The organism is Pseudomonas paralactis, from assembly GCF_001439735.1.
GTDB classification, from domain to species: Bacteria; Pseudomonadota; Gammaproteobacteria; order Pseudomonadales; family Pseudomonadaceae; genus Aquipseudomonas; species Aquipseudomonas paralactis.
This window is the reverse complement of the sequence record NZ_JYLN01000001.1, coordinates 420,643-436,410: the sequence shown is the minus strand read 5'-3', so window position 1 is coordinate 436,410 and position 15,768 is coordinate 420,643. Positions and strand designations below refer to the sequence as shown.

General features: G+C 59.9%; 16 protein-coding genes and 1 pseudogene. 11 read left to right on the top strand and 6 right to left on the bottom strand.

Annotation, left to right across the window (positions count from 1 at the left end; genetic code table 11):
- Positions 1–12: 12 nt before the first annotated feature.
- Both TX23_RS02105 and TX23_RS02100 read left to right on the top strand, forming a co-directional pair.
- The gene (locus tag TX23_RS02105) at positions 13–687 is read left to right on the top strand and encodes a response regulator transcription factor (RefSeq protein ID WP_057700809.1); all 675 of its coding nucleotides are present in this window, start codon (positions 13–15) and stop codon (positions 685–687) included.
- Positions 680–2,008 carry a sensor histidine kinase gene (locus tag TX23_RS02100; RefSeq protein ID WP_057700808.1) on the top strand — a complete coding sequence of 443 codons (1,329 nt, stop codon included), beginning with the start codon at positions 680–682 and terminating at the stop codon, positions 2,006–2,008. Before TX23_RS02105 ends, TX23_RS02100 begins: the two co-directional genes overlap by 8 nt.
- Positions 2,009–2,018: 10 nt before the next feature.
- Here TX23_RS02100 and TX23_RS02095 read toward each other — a convergent pair whose 3' ends face one another.
- Positions 2,019–2,459, bottom strand: coding sequence for a hotdog fold domain-containing protein (locus tag TX23_RS02095; RefSeq protein WP_003192702.1), 441 nt, complete (start codon positions 2,457–2,459; stop codon positions 2,019–2,021).
- A gap of 134 nt (positions 2,460–2,593) precedes the next feature.
- Here TX23_RS02095 and TX23_RS02090 point away from each other — a divergent pair, with 134 nt between their 5' ends.
- The 5 genes from TX23_RS02090 (at position 2,594) to TX23_RS02070 (ending at position 7,485) form a co-directional block, all read left to right on the top strand.
- Positions 2,594–3,211 (top strand): TetR/AcrR family transcriptional regulator, encoded by a 618-nt coding sequence (locus TX23_RS02090; RefSeq protein WP_057700807.1) that lies wholly within the window; start codon positions 2,594–2,596, stop codon positions 3,209–3,211.
- 905 nt (positions 3,212–4,116) lie between these two features.
- Positions 4,117–5,328 (top strand): YeeE/YedE family protein, encoded by a 1,212-nt coding sequence (locus TX23_RS02085; protein ID WP_057700806.1) that lies wholly within the window; start codon positions 4,117–4,119, stop codon positions 5,326–5,328.
- A complete protein-coding gene (locus TX23_RS02080) occupies positions 5,318–5,851 on the top strand; it encodes a GNAT family N-acetyltransferase (protein WP_082629553.1) in 534 nt (177 codons plus the stop codon). The genes TX23_RS02085 and TX23_RS02080 overlap by 11 nt, the downstream gene beginning before the upstream one ends.
- Before the next feature lie 91 nt (positions 5,852–5,942).
- Positions 5,943–6,485 (top strand): cysteine hydrolase family protein, encoded by a 543-nt coding sequence (locus tag TX23_RS02075; RefSeq protein ID WP_057700805.1) that lies wholly within the window; start codon positions 5,943–5,945, stop codon positions 6,483–6,485.
- Positions 6,486–6,489: 4 nt separating this feature from the next.
- Positions 6,490–7,485, top strand: coding sequence for a GlxA family transcriptional regulator (locus TX23_RS02070; protein WP_057700804.1), 996 nt, complete (start codon positions 6,490–6,492; stop codon positions 7,483–7,485).
- On the opposite strand, the gene TX23_RS26760 is transcribed toward TX23_RS02070, so the two are convergent.
- Positions 7,457–7,627, bottom strand: coding sequence for a DUF2986 domain-containing protein (locus TX23_RS26760; protein ID WP_082629552.1), 171 nt, complete (start codon positions 7,625–7,627; stop codon positions 7,457–7,459). The two genes, TX23_RS02070 and TX23_RS26760, sit on opposite strands and share 29 nt — an antisense overlap.
- A 197-nt stretch (positions 7,628–7,824) precedes the next feature.
- Positions 7,825–8,853 (bottom strand): alpha/beta hydrolase family protein, encoded by a 1,029-nt coding sequence (locus TX23_RS02065; protein ID WP_057700803.1) that lies wholly within the window; start codon positions 8,851–8,853, stop codon positions 7,825–7,827.
- A 139-nt stretch (positions 8,854–8,992) separates the two neighbouring features.
- Between TX23_RS02065 and TX23_RS02060 the strand changes: the two genes are divergently transcribed.
- Entirely contained in the window at positions 8,993–9,451 is a 459-nt protein-coding gene (locus TX23_RS02060; protein ID WP_057701131.1) for a MerR family transcriptional regulator, read from the top strand.
- 60 nt (positions 9,452–9,511) lie between these two features.
- Here TX23_RS02060 and TX23_RS02055 read toward each other — a convergent pair whose 3' ends face one another.
- The gene (locus tag TX23_RS02055; RefSeq protein ID WP_057700802.1) at positions 9,512–9,817 is read right to left on the bottom strand and encodes a DUF6124 family protein; all 306 of its coding nucleotides are present in this window, start codon (positions 9,815–9,817) and stop codon (positions 9,512–9,514) included.
- A gap of 685 nt (positions 9,818–10,502) precedes the next feature.
- Between TX23_RS02055 and TX23_RS02050 the strand changes: the two genes are divergently transcribed.
- The 3 genes and pseudogenes from TX23_RS02050 to TX23_RS02040 form a co-directional block, all read left to right on the top strand.
- Complete coding sequence (locus TX23_RS02050; RefSeq protein WP_057700801.1) at positions 10,503–10,877, top strand: addiction module antidote protein; 375 nt, start codon at positions 10,503–10,505, stop codon at positions 10,875–10,877.
- Between the two features lie 321 nt (positions 10,878–11,198).
- Complete coding sequence (locus TX23_RS02045) at positions 11,199–11,834, top strand: lytic polysaccharide monooxygenase auxiliary activity family 9 protein (RefSeq protein WP_057700800.1); 636 nt, start codon at positions 11,199–11,201, stop codon at positions 11,832–11,834.
- A 40-nt stretch (positions 11,835–11,874) separates the two neighbouring features.
- Positions 11,875–12,876, top strand: a pseudogene (locus TX23_RS02040) (chitinase); the annotation flags it as partial.
- Between the two features lie 196 nt (positions 12,877–13,072).
- Here the strand turns inward: TX23_RS02040 and gudD are convergent.
- Together gudD and TX23_RS02030 are read right to left on the bottom strand one after the other, a co-directional pair.
- Complete coding sequence (gene gudD, locus TX23_RS02035; protein ID WP_057700798.1) at positions 13,073–14,398, bottom strand: glucarate dehydratase; 1,326 nt, start codon at positions 14,396–14,398, stop codon at positions 13,073–13,075.
- Between the two features lie 19 nt (positions 14,399–14,417).
- Entirely contained in the window at positions 14,418–15,767 is a 1,350-nt protein-coding gene (locus TX23_RS02030; RefSeq protein ID WP_057701130.1) for an MFS transporter, read from the bottom strand.
- Position 15,768 lies beyond the last annotated feature (1 nt).

Here is a 15,768-nt window from a genome sequence, read left to right as displayed (position 1 = left end):
GGGGTTTTTTCCGTGCATATTCATCTGCTGCTGGTCGAGGACAACCTGGACCTGGCCACCACCGTCATCGAGTACCTGGACATCAGCGGCATCGTCTGCGATCACGTCAGCAATGGTCAGACCGGGCTTAACCTGGCCCTCAATCAGCATTACGACGTCATTCTCCTGGACATCATGCTGCCGCGACTGGACGGCCAGCAGGTATGCGATCGGTTGCGCCAGCAAGGCATCCAGACGCCGATCCTGATGCTGACCTCGCTGGACGCGTTATCCGACAAGCTCGCCAGTTTTGCCGCTGGCGCCGACGACTACCTGGTCAAACCGTTCGAACTGGCCGAGCTGGTCGCCAGGATTCGCGCCTTGAGCCTGCGTCGCAGCGGCCAAACCAGTCGGCTGCAAGTGGACGACCTGGTAATGGAACTGACCACGCGTAAAGTCAGCCGGGCAGGGCAGGAGCTGCATTTGTCGCCCATCTGTTGGACCTTGTTGGAAAACCTGATGCGCGCAAGTCCTCAACCGGTCTCTCGGCAGCGCCTGGAGGCGAAGATCTGGGGCGATGAGCCGCCCGACAGTAATTCGCTCAAAGTACATATGCATCGGCTGCGCAAGGCGGTAGACAAACCGTTTGGCCGGCCATTGATCCATACCCTGGCGGGTGTCGGCATTCAGGTAAAACCCCATGCGTAACGGACTGAGCCTGAAGTGGGTAATCAGCGGCAGCTTCCTGTGCCTGATTGCGGTGGTGCTGGTGATCTACAGCAAGCTGCTGCCTGAATTCACCGTGCGGGGCCTGTTCTACACCGCCAGCGCGATGATGGAGGAGGAGGCTCAGTATTTTCTCCGGCACTACAAACAGGACCCGACCACGCCGACGCCGCACAATTACTTCTATACCAGCGTCATCGGCAAGGAGGCGTTGCCGCAGGACGTGCGCGAGTTGCTCACTACATCGCCGAGCCTGTCCTTTGGCGCGGTGAATATCTTCGGCGATCTCTATTCCGATGACGACGATGAGCCGTTCCAGATCATCCTCGAACAGCCCCTGGGTGACGGCAAAACCCTCTACATGTACGACATCGACCACGATAAGGAAGCAGGTGGAGAGGTGGAGACGCCGTTGTCTGATGCCTATTTCGATCAGGTCATAGAGAGTGTCAAGTTCATCAGCCTGGCGGTATTCGTGCCGGCGCTGATTATCATCGCCTTGCTGGTCTGGTGGCTGGTTCGGCCGCTGGGGCGCCTGGTGCAATGGTCCGGCACACTCAAAGACCCTGAGGCACTGACCGGCGCTCGACCTGGTTTCAGTTTCAAGGAGTTCAATATGCTGGCCGATGCGCTGGCCAAAAGTGTTGAGCAGGTGCAGGCCGCCAGCCAGCGTGAAGGCCGTTTGTTGCGCTACACCAGCCATGAACTGCGCACGCCACTGGCGGTGCTCAAGGCCAATATCGAATTGTTGGCCCTGCAATCGGGCGGTGTGCTGCCACCCTCGTTGCAGCGCATAGAACGCTCTGTGCTGAACATGCAGTTGATCGCCGAGACATTGCTGTGGATGAGCCGCGAGCGTCCCGAATCGTTGCCCGAGGAAGACGTTAACCTGAGCGAGGTCGTCGGCGAACTGATTGAAAAGCACCGCTACCTGATCGGTAACCGAGACATCAAGCTGAGCATCGACATCCACAACGAACCTTGCCGGTTACCCCCTACAGCGTGCCGTATCGTGATCGGCAACTTCCTGCGCAATGCGCTGCAATACGCGGAAGAGGGCACGGTGGACATCAGTTTCAAATACCCCAGGCTGGTGATTGCCAATTACATCAACGAGGCCAAGCCGCGGCAGGAATCCGACGACTATGGATATGGTTTAGGGTTGCAGTTGATGCGGCAGTTATGCGCAAAGCTGGGCTGGCAGATTGAGGTGCTCCGCGAGCAGCAACGGTTTACGGTCATTCTTGATTTTACGAGCGTGCGGGACACGCCGCCGGCAGACGGCGCACCTGGAGCATGTTGAACGATTGTGCCTAAGCGAGCTTCACATTCATGGTGATGTGAGCAGTGAAGACCTTGACGCCACCCGCATCGAAGATCTCCACCGGCACGATCTTGTCTCCGGCGGTTTGCCAATCGATAGCGCTGCCATCGGCAACAGCGCGGATATCGGTTTTCGCCTTGGCCAGGTATTCCACCGTCATACCCTTGGGAATCCAGCGTGCGCCGGCAGGAATGGACGCGTCGGTCATCATGCCGCCGGCCAGTTCGGCGGCGTTGCACAGCGCGATGGCATGCACCGACGCCAGGTGGTTGGTGATTTCCTTGCGAAACGGCACGGTGACCACCGCATGGTTGGGTTTGAGCTCCGCGATCTCGGGAGTGATGGTGCTGAAGTACGGCGCCATTTGGCACGCCAGGTTGCTGAATGCGGCGGGGCCTACGCTATTGAACATGCTCAGGGCTTGGCTCATCGGAATATCCTCAAGGGTTAGTTGCAGAATAGTATTCTGTAACAGAACAATATTCTGTTAATTCCGCAGCTGTCAACCTGAGCTTTCTCTGCTGGTCGCTCAGCCTATAAACTGTTTTGATTTGGCGTTCTCCCATGCACTCCATCGATCTCATCGAGCGCACCTTCCCCGGCAGGCGCAGCGACCTCAAACGTACCATCCTGCGTGAGGCGCTGGCCTGTTTTAACGAGGCAGGCATCGAGGCGACCAACATCGAGACCATTCGTGCGCGCTGCGACACCAGTGTGGGCGCTATCTATCACCACTTCGGCAACAAGGAAGGGCTGGTCGCCGCGCTGTTCTTCGCTGCGCTGGAAGACCAGGCCGCCCTGCGTGACCACTATTTGCAAGCGGCGGATACGGTCCATGCCGGTGTGGTCGGCCTGGTGTACAGCTACGTTGAGTGGGTCACCGCCCAGCCGGACTGGGCGCGGTTTGTTTTCCAGAGCCGTTTTGCCGTGTCCAACGGGCCGTTCAAGGACGAGTTGATTGCCCGCAACAAGCAGCGCAACCAGCAGTTGAAGGAGTGGATGGGCGGGGAAGGGCGCAAGGAGCACTTCAGTCATTTGCCCGCAGAACTTATCCCTTCGCTGATCATTGGCGCGGCCGAAAGCTACTCGCGTGCGTGGCTGTCGGCGAAGGTCAAAAAAAGCCCCTTTGAGTACCGCGAACTGCTGGCTGAAGCCGCGTGGAAGTCGATCAGCCTGGGTTAGTCAGTCCTCCATCCCCTGTGGGAGCTGTCGAGCTTCAGCGAGGCTGCGAAAGCGGTGGTTCAGGCGATGAAGAGGTTGCCTGTACCGCCGCCATCGCAGCCTCGCTGGGGCTCGACAGCTCCCACATTTGGGCGGTGTTGCTGTCGAGAGTTGTGCTTGGCGCGATGGCCTGCAAAGCTCAATTCTACATACACCGCCGATCTCCTGTGGGAGCTGTCGAGCTTTAGCGAGGCTGCGAAAGCAGTGGTGCAGGCGATGAAGAGGTTGTCTGTGCCGCCGCCATCGCAGCCTCGCTGGGGCTCGACAGCTCCCACATTTGGGCGGTGTTGCTGTCGAGAGTTGTGCTTGGCGCGATGGCCTGCAAAGCTCAATTCCACATACACCGCCGATCTCCTGTGGGAGCTGTCGAGCTTTAGCGAGGCTGCGAAAGCAGTGGTGCAGGCGATGAAGAGGTTATCTGTGCCGCCGCCATCGCAGCCTCGCTGGGGCTCGGGAGCTCCCACATTTGGGCGGTGTTGCTGTCGAGAGTTGTGTTTGGCGTGATGGCCCTGCAAAGCGTGATTCCACATACACAGCCGATCCCCTGTGGGAGCTGTCGAGCTTCAGCGAGGCTGCGAAAGCAGTGGTGCAGGCGATGAAGAGGTTGCCTGTGCCGCCGCCATCGCAGCCTCGCTGGGGCTCGACAGCTCCCACATTTGGGCGGTGTTGCTGTCGAGAGTTGTGCTTGGCGCGATGGCCCTGCAAAGCGTGATTCCACATACACAGCCGGTCCCCTGTGGGAGCTGTCGAGCTTCAGCGAGGCTGCGATAGCGGTGGTTCAAACGATGATCCTTTCGGTAATGCCCCCACCTGATCAAATGCCGTCTGAGACTATACTTGCCTCCTTCCAAACAATCGAGAACCCCATGAGCACGTCTCTTTCCCTGACGCCCGCGCGCAAGCCCGTCGCGCCACTGATCGCCTTTATCATCCTGGTGGCGGGCGCGCTGTTCCTGCAAAACATGGTCGGCGCACGCCAGGTGTTGCTGCTGGTGGTCGGCGCCGCGCTGGGCCTGACGCTGTATCACGCAGCCTTCGGTTTTACCTCGGCCTGGCGTGTGTTTATCAATGATCGGCGTGGCGCTGGCTTGCGTGCGCAGATGGTGATGCTGGCGTTGGCGGTGCTGCTGTTTTTCCCGGCGCTGGGCGCGGGCACTTTGTTCGGTCAGCCGGTCGTGGGGCTGGTGGCGCCAGCGGGTGTGTCGGTGGTGTTCGGGGCGTTTATTTTCGGGATCGGCATGCAGCTGGGCGGCGGGTGTGCGTCGGGCACCTTGTTCACCGTCGGTGGCGGTAATGCGCGGATGTTGGTGACACTGCTGTTCTTTATCTGTGGCTCGTTGATCGCCACCCATCACGTCGACTGGTGGTTTGCACTGCCATCGTTCCCGGCGGTTTCCATTGTCAAAAGTTTCGGTGTGCTGCCGGCGCTGGTTCTGAGCCTGGCGGTGTTCGGGCTGATTGCAATGGTAACCGTGCGCCTGGAAAAGCGCCGTCACGGCCAGCTTGAACAAGGCGTGCAGAGCGAGCACCAAGGGCTACGCCGCTTTCTGCGCGGGCCATGGCCGTTAGTCTGGGGCGCAATTGGCCTGGCGCTGCTCAACTACGCCACCCTGGCCCTGGCTGGGCGGCCGTGGGGCATTACCTCGGCGTTCGCGCTGTGGGGCGCCAAGGTGGCGAGCGGGCTCGGCGTGGACGTTGCCAGTTGGGCATTCTGGCAAATGCCGGGCAATGCCAAGGCCCTGGCTGCACCGGTGTGGGAAGACATCACCAGCGTCATGGACATCGGCATTGTCCTCGGCGCGCTGCTGGCCGCAGGCCTGGCCGGGCGTTTCGCGCCCAGCCTGAACATCCCGCTGCGCTCATTGATCGCGGCTGTGATCGGCGGCCTGATGCTCGGCTACGGTTCGCGCCTGGCCTATGGCTGCAACATCGGCGCGTACTTCAGTGGCATCGCCTCGGGCAGCCTGCATGGCTGGGTGTGGCTGGTGGCGGCCTTTATCGGCAACGGCGTGGGCGTGCGCCTGCAGCCCTTCTTCTTTGCGGGCGAACGGCCCCAGGTGGCCTTGAGTGGCTGCTGAGCAGTCCACCCACATTCGCCTGGGGCGCATGCAAGATGCCGGTTTTTTGCCCGCCATCGAGCAGTGCGCGGCCCAGGCGTTTCGCGCAATCGAAGGGCTGGCTTGGCTGGCGGATGCCGCGCCGATCAGCATCGAACGCCATCGGCAGTGGATCGCGCTATCGACCTGTTGGGTGGTGGTTGATGACCACGATCACCTTCAAGGCTTCCTCAGCGCAGAACGCTTTGGCGACGACCTGCATATCCATGAAGTGTCGGTGGCTCAGCCGCTGCAAGGCCAGGGCTGGGGGCGCAGATTGGTGGAAACGGCGATAGATCATGCCCGCGCCCAACACCTGCGTGCGGTGACGCTGACCACCTTCGTGCATGTACCCTGGAATGCTCCGTTCTACCGGCGCCTGGGCTTTGCGCCTCACGTTGATTCGCGTCTGGAAACGATCCTGGCGGATGAGTACGCCCATGGCTTCGAACCCGGCAGCCGTTGTGCCATGGCGTGCCAGGTGACATGTCCGAATCCGTCCTGAAGTAGTCTGCCTTGCGTCTGTCGCGCACTGTGGGTGGTCCTTACCATGGCGTGCATCGTTTACCCACTGATGCAAGCCACAAGGACTGTCCATGACCCATAAAGCCCTGATCGTGATCGACGCGCAACATTCCTTCCGCCATTCAGCCTACTGGTCCGAAAATGACCTGCCCGACTACCTGGAAAAACAGCAGGCCCTCATTGATGGTTGTATTCAGCGGGGCATCCCGGTGATACAAGTCTTCCATGTTGAAGACCAGGGGCATTTCTCCATGCAGTCGGGCAACGTCAGGGCATTGAGCGAGCTGTCGATCAATCCGCAACTGGTGATCCATAAGCGCTACCACAGTGCCTTTGCCGGTACGCCACTGGCCGCTCGGTTGGTGGAAATGGGCGTCACCACGCTGATCATCAGCGGCATCCGCACTGAGCAATGCTGCGAGACCACCACGCGGCAGGCTGCGGACAGCGGCTTCAAGGTGGATTTTGTCAGCGAGGCGACCCTGACCTTCCCGATGACCCATGCGCGCAGTGGCCGGGTCTATACGCCGGCCGAGATTCGCGAACGCACGGAGTTGGTCCTCGATGACCGCTTCGCCCGCATCGTGACGGTCGCCCAGGCACTGGCGGAGTGACGCGGTGAGCGTACCGGTGCTGTTCGTGCTATTGCCAAACGTGCTGATGCTCGACCTGGCTGGGCCTGCGGAAGTGCTGCGCCTGGCCGCGCAGGTCGATGACTCGGCGGCGGTGGATTTCGACTTGCAATACGTCAGCCCGGTGGCAACGCTGCACACCTCCATCGGCTTGCCGCTGACGGGGCTGGCGCCGCTGCCGCCGACCCTGGTCCCCGGTACGCTGGTGGTGTTGGTGGGCTCCACGATGAACGTGTCGAAAACCCACCAAAAGGCCTTCGAATCGGCCAGCCATCAGCTCACCCAGTGGTTGCAAAACGTCTTCGCGCCCTCGGCCGAGCGCCTCGTGTGCGTGTGCGCCGGCGCATTGAGTGCCGCCAGGGCCGGGCTGCTCGATGGGCGCCAATGCACCACGCACCATTCGCTGTGCGCCACCTTGCAGGCCCTCGCCCCCGAGGCCCGGGTTCTGGAAAACCGCCTGTACGTCACCGATGGCCCGGTCAGTTGCAGCGCCGGTGTCACAGCGGGTATCGACCTGATGTTGCATCTGGTTGCCGAACTGGCCGGGCCACGCTTGGCGTGCGCGGTGGCGCGAGACATGGTGGTGTACATGCGCCGCAGCGGCAGCGACCCGCAGTTGTCGCCCTGGATAACCGGGCGTAATCACCTGCACCCGGCGGTGCATCGTGTGCAAGACGCCATCGCCGCCGCCCCCTGTGAAACCTGGACGGTCACCCGCATGGCGGCCCTGGCCTGTACCGGCAGCCGCCACCTGGCGCGCTTGTTTCAGGAGCATGTCGGCACCAGCCCGCTGGACTATCTGCACCGCCTGCGCCTGGCCGTAGCCCGTGAACTGCTGGCCGAGTCGGCCCTGGACATTGAAGCCATCGCCGAGCGCGCAGGCTTTGGTTCTGCGCGGCATCTGCGGCGTATCTGGGGCAAATATGAAGCGGCAACCCCTTCAGCCATGCGTCTTACTCAGCAGGCGTCTCGACAGCCGTGACCGACTCTTGGCCGGCTTCGGTCGCCAGCTTCAAGCGGTCCGCCTTGCTGATGTATTTGTCTTTGCTTTTGGGCGCCAGCTTGGCACTGGCCTTTTTCGCTTTGGCTTTGAAGAGCTGCTGGAGTTTTTTCTGGCGGTTCATGTTTCGTTGCCTGAAGGGGAAAGGCGCGGATGATACCAGTTTCAACAAATGTGACCGGGCGCTGGGTTAATACCAGTCAGTTAAGGCAGAGCCGGTAACTGTGGCGAGGGAGCTTGCTCCCGCTGGGCTGCGTAGCGGCCCCAAAAAAGCTGGGAGCGCTGCGCACTCCAGCGGGAGCAAGCTCCCTCGCCACGGGTTCAGCGCGCCAGGAACCGGGTGATCAGCGTGGTTATCTGCTGCTGGATCACGGGCCGTGGCCGCGCGCCTTCGCCGTCCTGGCAAATGATGCTGTCGCCGGGCACATCAGCGTCAAGCACCGCTGCCGCGCCCGGTTTGCACTGGGACATAAAACTGAAGTGGTTGGCGTCCTGGATCTCCACGTACTGCGTCGAGGCTTTTGGCAGCCGCTTGGCCATGTCGGCCGATTCCATCTGCGCTGGCAAATCCGCTGACGGTACACCCGCCGCTATCACCAACGCCCGCACCGGCAGCGCCGCCATGCTTGCATCGGTAAACCCGCGCGACAGGCCCAGGTCCAAAGACACCACGGCGCTGACGCGCTTGTCGCTCAAGTCCGCGGCCAATTGCGCCTTCCCGTTGGGAGTGCCCTCAGGGTTCATCTCACGGTAGGCGGTACACGCGATTAGCGTCGGATGGGCGCTGCAGTCCCGGGCAAACAGCGCCGGGTCGAAACGTGCACCGGCCGTCTCCATGACCGTCCAACCCCCGAGGGAATGACCCACCACCGCGATCCGGCCGTTATCCACCGCACCGAATGGCTCGGGCTGCGCCAACAGCGCATCGATGGCCCGGCTCAAATCCCTGGGCCGTTGCCACAACTGCGCAGCGGCCTCGGCGCTGCGATCCTGGCTGGTAGTGCCCGGGTGGTTGACCGCTGCCACGATATAACCCTGCCGGGCCAGCGCACTGGCCAGCCACGCCTGATTGCCCCAGTTACCACCGTAGCCGTGGGAGAGCACCACCAACGGATGCTTGCCGGGCGTCGGTGCGGCATCAGGTACCACAAGCACACCAATGAATACCCGGTTGTCGGCGATCAGCTTGGGTTGCGCGGTAGTAGTGGCGGGGTACCACACGGCCATTTCCAGCGGGCGGTTGTTGTGGGTGTCCGGCAAGGTGGTGGTTTGGAAGCCGACGGGGTTCTCGGCGGCGAATGCGGGAGCGTTCAGGCACATCAGCAGCAGAGCGGCGAGGGGGGCTTTCATGCTTTTTTCGTCCTTGAAAGAGAGGGCGCAGCATGAACTGAAACGGGCCGTTCAGGTAGAGGGCAACGGTCGCCTTGGCCGTCCAATGACTTTAGGTTTAAAGTCAACTTTAAGGTCAACGGGTTTTTGTGGGTGGGACATGAGAATAGGCGAGCTGGCAAAAATCAGCGGGTTGGCGGCCTCACGCATCCGCTTTTACGAGGCGAGCGGCCTGATCCAATCGGTTGCGCGTAAATCCAACGGCTATCGAGACTATGCGCCCGGCACCGAGGCGGTGTTGGAGATCATCAAGGGGGCCCAGGCAGCCGGTTTCTCTCTGGAAGAAATCCGGCAGTTAATGCCCAGAAGTGCCGGTGGTTGGCAGCATGAAGAGTTGCTCAGCGGGCTCAAGCACAAGGTCGAGGAAATCGAGGTCCTGCAACAACGGCTGGCCCAAAACAAGGCTCAGTTGCTGAACGTCATCAAGGGCATCGAAGGTAGGCCCGAGGGCATGGCATGTGCCGAGAATGCGCAGATGCTGATTGATCGTCTGCGCGAGGAAGGGGCGGCTCCAGCGTCTACCAAGAGAAAGAGCGCCCGCCAGGCTCCGAGGGCCTGACCGGCGCAAGGCGCTGTCGAGTCGTCGTGACGTCGATCATGACGACTGATGGCTGCAAGGCTAGCTAACCGTTGAAGCACTTTCCCTCGCCATCAATTTGTCCACCAACAAAACCCCCAATTCACTCAACTGATGAATCGCCAACGCGACATCGCGCTGTTTACCCGTCAGTTCATCCGACAGATCAAGCAGCAATGCGGTGACCGAGGAAAAGGTTTCGTAGCTGTTGGCGATGAGCATTTCGCTGCTGGCATCGTCGGCAACGCTGAACAGCGGTGAGGGTGGTGGTTCGGCGGGGGGGTTAAGGGATGCGTGATCAAGCTTGAGGTTTGGATCGTTTGGAGGGTTAGGCGTGACTTTATACATATGCGTAATTCCTGAGTTGGGCCGACACCGTTTCGCTACTAAACGAAAGGGGGGCAGCTGTACGCAGGTTAGTAGACCGGGGAATTACACAAAGCCGGCGCGCCCGAAGGCGCCCTACGCACAGCCACCATCAGGCACAGACAGGAACGTCTGATAGATGAAGCTCATGCACTAAGTGTAATTGACCCTCGGGCTACTAAACCCGATCACTGAACTGTCAGCGACCGAGCCACCTTAGAGACGCCCATCCAAGCGCACAAGCCGGCGGATTCTGACGCAACTGTAGGCAATGGAGCAAGGTGGTGAAGCTTGCTGTAGGACGGGTCCACATCAACGCCGGCCCACTCACTGTAGGAGCGAGCTTGCTCGCGAAAAAATCATAGGCGCCGCGTTCACTCTGGATGCACACCTTATCTTTACGTTCTTCGCGAGCAAGCTCGCTCCTACAGTCGCGACGCAACGTTTCGGTCTTGAGGACATAAGGGCTAATAGTATTGCTCGGCTGGCTGCGCAGCGGCTGAACTAGGATTTTTTCTGGCGGTGCACACCGACATTAAAAATTCACTGGCATCTACAAAAAGGTAGCCAGTAGGCTACATTTGAATCTGTGACCAATACGATCGGCGGGACGCCCGAGGAATCAAGCGGGCAAAAGAGATTCTCGATGCCCTGAGAGGTCAATGACATGAGTCAGTCAACATTCAAACCAGAGGACATGCCGGTCCTCGAGCTGGATACATCCGGCACCAGTGCCTATGAGGCTTCGCGCTTCCTTGATAGCCCGCAAACCATCAGTGCTTATCTTGCGCAAAGCATGGCGTGCCATGACCCGCAAGTTCTTATGAAGGCGCTGGCCGAGGTTACCAAGGCCCTGGGCGTGAACAAGGTTGCCGAAGCGGCGGGGGTGAATCGGGAGAGCCTGTATAAAACCCTCAAAGGCGGCTCAAAGACGCGTTATGAGACGGTCCAGAAGCTGATGTTGGCATTGGGCGTGGAACTGACGGTGCGACCGATTACCGCGACCACCGCTAAAAAAACGGCTGTCGTCGGCAAAACCTGATGGACCAAACAGAGGACGGTTTATTTGATTGAAAATAGTGACGTCCCTTTTTGTCCACCGAGGCCCATCCCTTACGAACGGGACCAAGCGATTGACAGAGAAGCTGTATTGAAATGCGCCTGGTCTTGTAGGAAATCGACCTCTGGTAGCGTAAGGGTTCCACTATTGTACTGGTTATATATCCAGTATTTGCAGGTCTGCGCGCTCATGAACCGAAAATGAGTGAAAAATGGGCCTGTGGCAAAAAAAAGCCACTCCGTTAGGTTGAGGTCCTCTCCTTCAAGAAAGGAGAGTTCTTAATCAAATCAATGGAGTCACAACATGAACAAACCACAAACCCAGACACCTCTTCGCCATGGTCGTGTCACATCCCCTTCCAGCCGTGGCGCAGTCGCCGTGGATCTTGGCCTGCTGGAAACCTGGCAGGTCAATGAAATGGAAGGCGGCAAGAACTTCCCGGCACTGACGGCCGGTGCGTTCCCGGCGCCTTATCAAACCGACAGTGATAGCGTCACCCCTCCCGCCGACGGCTTTATCCTCAGCGGTGGCAAGACCGATGCCCGTGACTGCATCAACTTCACCCACGAGGAAATGGCCAAGAAACTTGGCCGCGCCTTCACCTGGCCGTTGCTCAATGTCGAGCCGGGTCAGACCTTCAAGGTCACTTGGGCATACACCGCGCCGCACACCACCCGTGGCTATCGCTGGCTGATCACCAAGGATGGCTGGGATCCGAAACAGCGCATCACCCGCGCACAACTGGAAACCCAGCCGTTCGCTGAAGACTTCTATGCCCAGGTGCCGTACTACAGCCATGCCGGCGAACTGAAGGCCAAGGTCAATCATGAGGTGAAACTGCCGGCCAACAAGAAGGGCCAGCATGTGATCGTATTGATGTGGATCGTCGCCAACACCGGCAACGCCTTCTATCAAGCCTTCGACGTGGACTTCAAATAAGCCCGCGCCGTTAAACCCACACGTTCTGAAGGATTAGAACATGTCAAAGATTGACTTTACCTCACTGCAATCGCCGCTCAACGATGCCGCTTCGCCGATGCCGAGCATTGCCGGCAAAAAGATCCTCATGGGCTTCTGGCACAACTGGCCTGCCGGCCCGAGCGATGGCTACCAGCGTGGCCAATTCGCCAATATGAGCCTGGTGGATGTGCCAAAGGATTACAACGTGGTGGCCGTGGCTTTCATGAAGGGTAACGGTATCCCAACCTTCACCCCGTACAAGATGTCCGACGCCGAGTTCCGTCGCCAGGTGGGTGTGCTGAACAGCCAGGGCAGGGCGGTGCTGATTTCCCTTGGCGGCGCCGATGCACACATCGAACTGCATAAAGGCAACGAACAGCTACTGGCCAGCGAGATTATCCGCCTGGTGGAAACCTATGGCTTTGATGGCCTGGATATCGATCTTGAACAGAGCGCGATTGATTTCGCCGACAACAAGACTGTCCTGCCCGCCGCGTTGAAGCTGGTCAAGGACCACTACGCGGCTCAAGGCAAACACTTCATCATCAGCATGGCGCCGGAGTTTCCGTACCTCACCACCGCCGGCAAATACGTCGGTTACATCCAGGCGCTGGAAGGCTATTACGACTTCATCGCCCCGCAGTATTACAACCAGGGTGGCGACGGCATCTGGGTGCAGGAGGTCAACAGCGGCAACGGCGCCTGGATTGCCCAGAACAACGACGCAATGAAAGAGGACTTTCTGTTTTACCTGACCGAAAGTCTGGTGAGCGGAACGCGCGGGTTTACCAAAATCCCTGCCGACAAGTTCGTCATTGGCCTGCCCGCTAACGTCGATGCGGCTGCCACCGGTTATGTGATCAACCCAACAGCCGTGACCAATACATTTAAGCGTTTGCACGACAAAGGATTGTCGATCAAGGGCCTGATGACCTGGTCGGTGAATTGGGACAACGGGATCAGCAAAGACCACGTGCCCTACAATTGGGAATTCAGCCGCCGTTATGGGCCGATGATCAATGGCACTGATCTCTCTGGCCTGGAGCAGGATGAGGCGGATCTGGAGGTCGCTAATCGGCAGTAGCGCAAAGAGGCCTCTGGCAGACGTGCCGGATGTCAAACCGCTAAGCTTCTGATCTGACTAAAATCCGATGCCTGTTTGGGCATCGGATTTTTTGCGTCACGCTCAAATTGCGCTGAGCGTTCATAAAGCCGATTTACCGCACCAAACAAGGCCGCTTGTTATCAAAGCTCCAACCCGGGATCAGAAACTGCATCGCCACACTGTCATCCCGCGCTCCAAGGCCCATGCCTTTGTACAATTCATGGGCCTGGGCCACGGCGTCCATATCAATGTCCACACCCAGGCCAGGCTTGGCCGGCACTTTTACGTAACCCCCTTCAATCTTCAACGGTTCGCGCGTCAGGCGCTGGCCGTCCTGCCAGATCCAGTGGGTGTCAATGGCGGTGATCTCGCCCGGTGCGGCCGCGGCCACCTGGGTAAACATCGCCAGGGAAATATCGAAGTGGTTGTTGGAATGCGAGCCCCAGGTCAGGCCCCACTCGTTGCACATTTGCGCGACGCGCACCGAGCCCTGCATGGTCCAGAAGTGCGGGTCGGCGAGGGGAATGTCCACTGATTGCAGCTGGATGGCGTGGCCCATTTCACGCCAGTCGGTGGCGATCATGTTGGTGGCGGTTTTCAGGCCCGTGGCGCGGCGGAATTCGGCCATGACTTCGCGGCCCGAGTAGCCGTTTTCCGCGCCGCACGGGTCTTCGGCGTAGGCCAGCACATGATGCTGGTCGCGGCACAGGCGGATGGCTTCTTTCAACGACCATGCGCCGTTGGGGTCAAGGGTGATGCGCGCATCGGGAAAACGCTCGGCCAGCGCAGTGACGGCTTCGATTTCCGCGTCGCCGCTCAATACGCCACCCTTGAGCTTAAAGTCGTTGAAGCCATATTTGGCCTTGGCCGCTTCGGCCAGGCGCACTACCGCGTCGGCGGTCAGGGCTGTTTCATGGCGCAGGCGGAACCACTCATCATCGGCGTCGGCCTCGTTGCGGTAGGCCAGGTCGGTGGCGTTGCGATCCCCCACATAGAACAGGTAGCCGAGCATCTTCACTGCGTCGCGTTGCTGGCCTTCGCCAAGCAAGGCGGCCACCGGCACTTCAAGAAACTGGCCCAGCAAATCGAGCAGCGCGGCCTCCATGGCGGTGACGGCGTGAATGGTGATGCGCAGATCAAAGGTCTGCAGGCCGCGGCCCGCGCTGTCTCGAGACGCAAAGGTGCTGCGCATCTGGTTGAGGACGCGCTGGTACTGGCCAATCGGCTGGCCGATCACCAGGCCGCGGGCATCCTCCAGGGTTTGGCGGATGCGCTCGCCGCCGGGCACTTCGCCCACGCCAGTGTTGCCGCTGCTGTCCTTGAGGATGACGATATTGCGCGTGAAGTAGGGCCCGTGGGCGCCGCTGAGGTTCAGCAACATGCTGTCGTGGCCGGCGACGGGGATTACTTGGAAATGAGTAACGACAGGGGTATTCATGGCGCGTTCCTGGCTGAGTTCAAAGAGGTTTGCTGATGGTGGCGCCGCTGGGCACGCCCGGTACGGCAGAGGGTGAGGTCTTGGCAAAGAACACCAGGATGGCCGCGAGCACCGAGGTGCAGGCCAGGCCATACAGCCCGCCCTGAATCGAGCCGGTGGTTTGTTCGAGAAAGCCGAAGGTAGTCGGCGCCACAAAACCGCCCAGGTTGCCAATGGAGTTGATCAGCGCGATCACCGCGGCGGCGATGCGCACATCCAGGTAGCCCTGGGGGATCGGCCAGAACAGCGACGACGCAGACTTGAACCCGATGGCCGCAAAACAGATCGCCACGAAAGCGAAGATCGGCCCGCCGGTGGTGGACATGAACATGCCGGCCGCCGCTATCAGCAGGGCCGCCGCGACCCAGGCTTGCTGGAACTTGAACTTGCCCGACAGCGACGCAAAGGCGTACATGGCAATGATCGAGATCAGCCAGGGGATCGAGTTGAAGAAACCGACCTGCACATCACTCAGGTCACCCATCTTCTTGATGATGCTCGGCAGCCAGAAGGTGGCGGCGTAGATCGTCAGTTGAATGCAGAAGTACAGAGCGCAGAACAGCAGGATCTGGCGGTCTTTGAGCAGCTTGCCGAGGGTGGGTTTCACCGTGGTCAGGGCTTCGCGATCACGTTGCTCCTGATCGATGGCGCCCACCAGCGCATCCTGCTCTTCGCGGCTCAGCCACTTGGCGTCATGGGGTTTGGAGTCCAGCCAGAACCACACGAAGAAGCCCAGCGCCACCGAGGCCAGGCCCTCGATGCCGAACATCCATTGCCAGCCATGCAAACCAAAACCTTCGATCTGCAACAACGCACCCGACAACGGCCCGGAGATCAACGACGCCACCGCCGAACCACTGAGGAAGATCGCGATGGCCTTGCCACGCTCCACGCTGGGCAACCAGCGCGTGAAGTAATAGATCACGCCAGGGAAGAACCCGGCTTCCGCCACGCCCAGCAGGAAACGCAGGATGTAGAAGTGGGTTTCGTTCTGGATAAACGCCATCAGCGTGGCGACGATGCCCCAGGTGAACATGATGCGGGTCAGCCAGATGCGGGCGCCGACTTTTTGCAGCAGCATATTGGACGGCACTTCGAACAGCGCATAGCCAATGAAGAACAGCCCGGCGCCGAAGCCGTAGGCCGCTGCGCCGATCCCCAGGTCATGCTCCATGTGCGTGCGCACGAAGCCGATATTGACCCGGTCGATGTAGTTGAGGATGAACATGACCACGAACAGTGGGAGCACATGGCCCTTCACTTTGCTCACGGCGCGGGCGAGCACTGAATCACTTTCGGGTACGGCAGGTGCTGGGCTTGAATGCTTCACG

Bases quoted from the DNA above. Each gene is read 5' to 3' on its own strand.
- TX23_RS02055 (WP_057700802.1), bottom strand. From the start codon at position 9,817: ATGTATAAAGTCACGCCTAACCCTCCAAACGATCCAAACCTCAAGCTT.
- TX23_RS02060 (WP_057701131.1), top strand. From the start codon at position 8,993: ATGAGAATAGGCGAGCTGGCAAAAATCAGCGGGTTGGCGGCCTCACGC.
- TX23_RS02065 (WP_057700803.1), bottom strand. From the start codon at position 8,853: ATGAAAGCCCCCCTCGCCGCTCTGCTGCTGATGTGCCTGAACGCTCCC.
- TX23_RS02085 (WP_057700806.1), top strand. From the start codon at position 4,117: ATGAGCACGTCTCTTTCCCTGACGCCCGCGCGCAAGCCCGTCGCGCCA.
- TX23_RS02095 (WP_003192702.1), bottom strand. From the start codon at position 2,459: ATGAGCCAAGCCCTGAGCATGTTCAATAGCGTAGGCCCCGCCGCATTC.
- TX23_RS02075 (WP_057700805.1), top strand. From the start codon at position 5,943: ATGACCCATAAAGCCCTGATCGTGATCGACGCGCAACATTCCTTCCGC.
- gudD (WP_057700798.1), bottom strand. From the start codon at position 14,398: ATGAATACCCCTGTCGTTACTCATTTCCAAGTAATCCCCGTCGCCGGC.
- TX23_RS02100 (WP_057700808.1), top strand. From the start codon at position 680: ATGCGTAACGGACTGAGCCTGAAGTGGGTAATCAGCGGCAGCTTCCTG.
- TX23_RS26760 (WP_082629552.1), bottom strand. From the start codon at position 7,627: ATGAACCGCCAGAAAAAACTCCAGCAGCTCTTCAAAGCCAAAGCGAAA.
- TX23_RS02045 (WP_057700800.1), top strand. From the start codon at position 11,199: ATGAACAAACCACAAACCCAGACACCTCTTCGCCATGGTCGTGTCACA.
- TX23_RS02090 (WP_057700807.1), top strand. From the start codon at position 2,594: ATGCACTCCATCGATCTCATCGAGCGCACCTTCCCCGGCAGGCGCAGC.
- TX23_RS02050 (WP_057700801.1), top strand. From the start codon at position 10,503: ATGAGTCAGTCAACATTCAAACCAGAGGACATGCCGGTCCTCGAGCTG.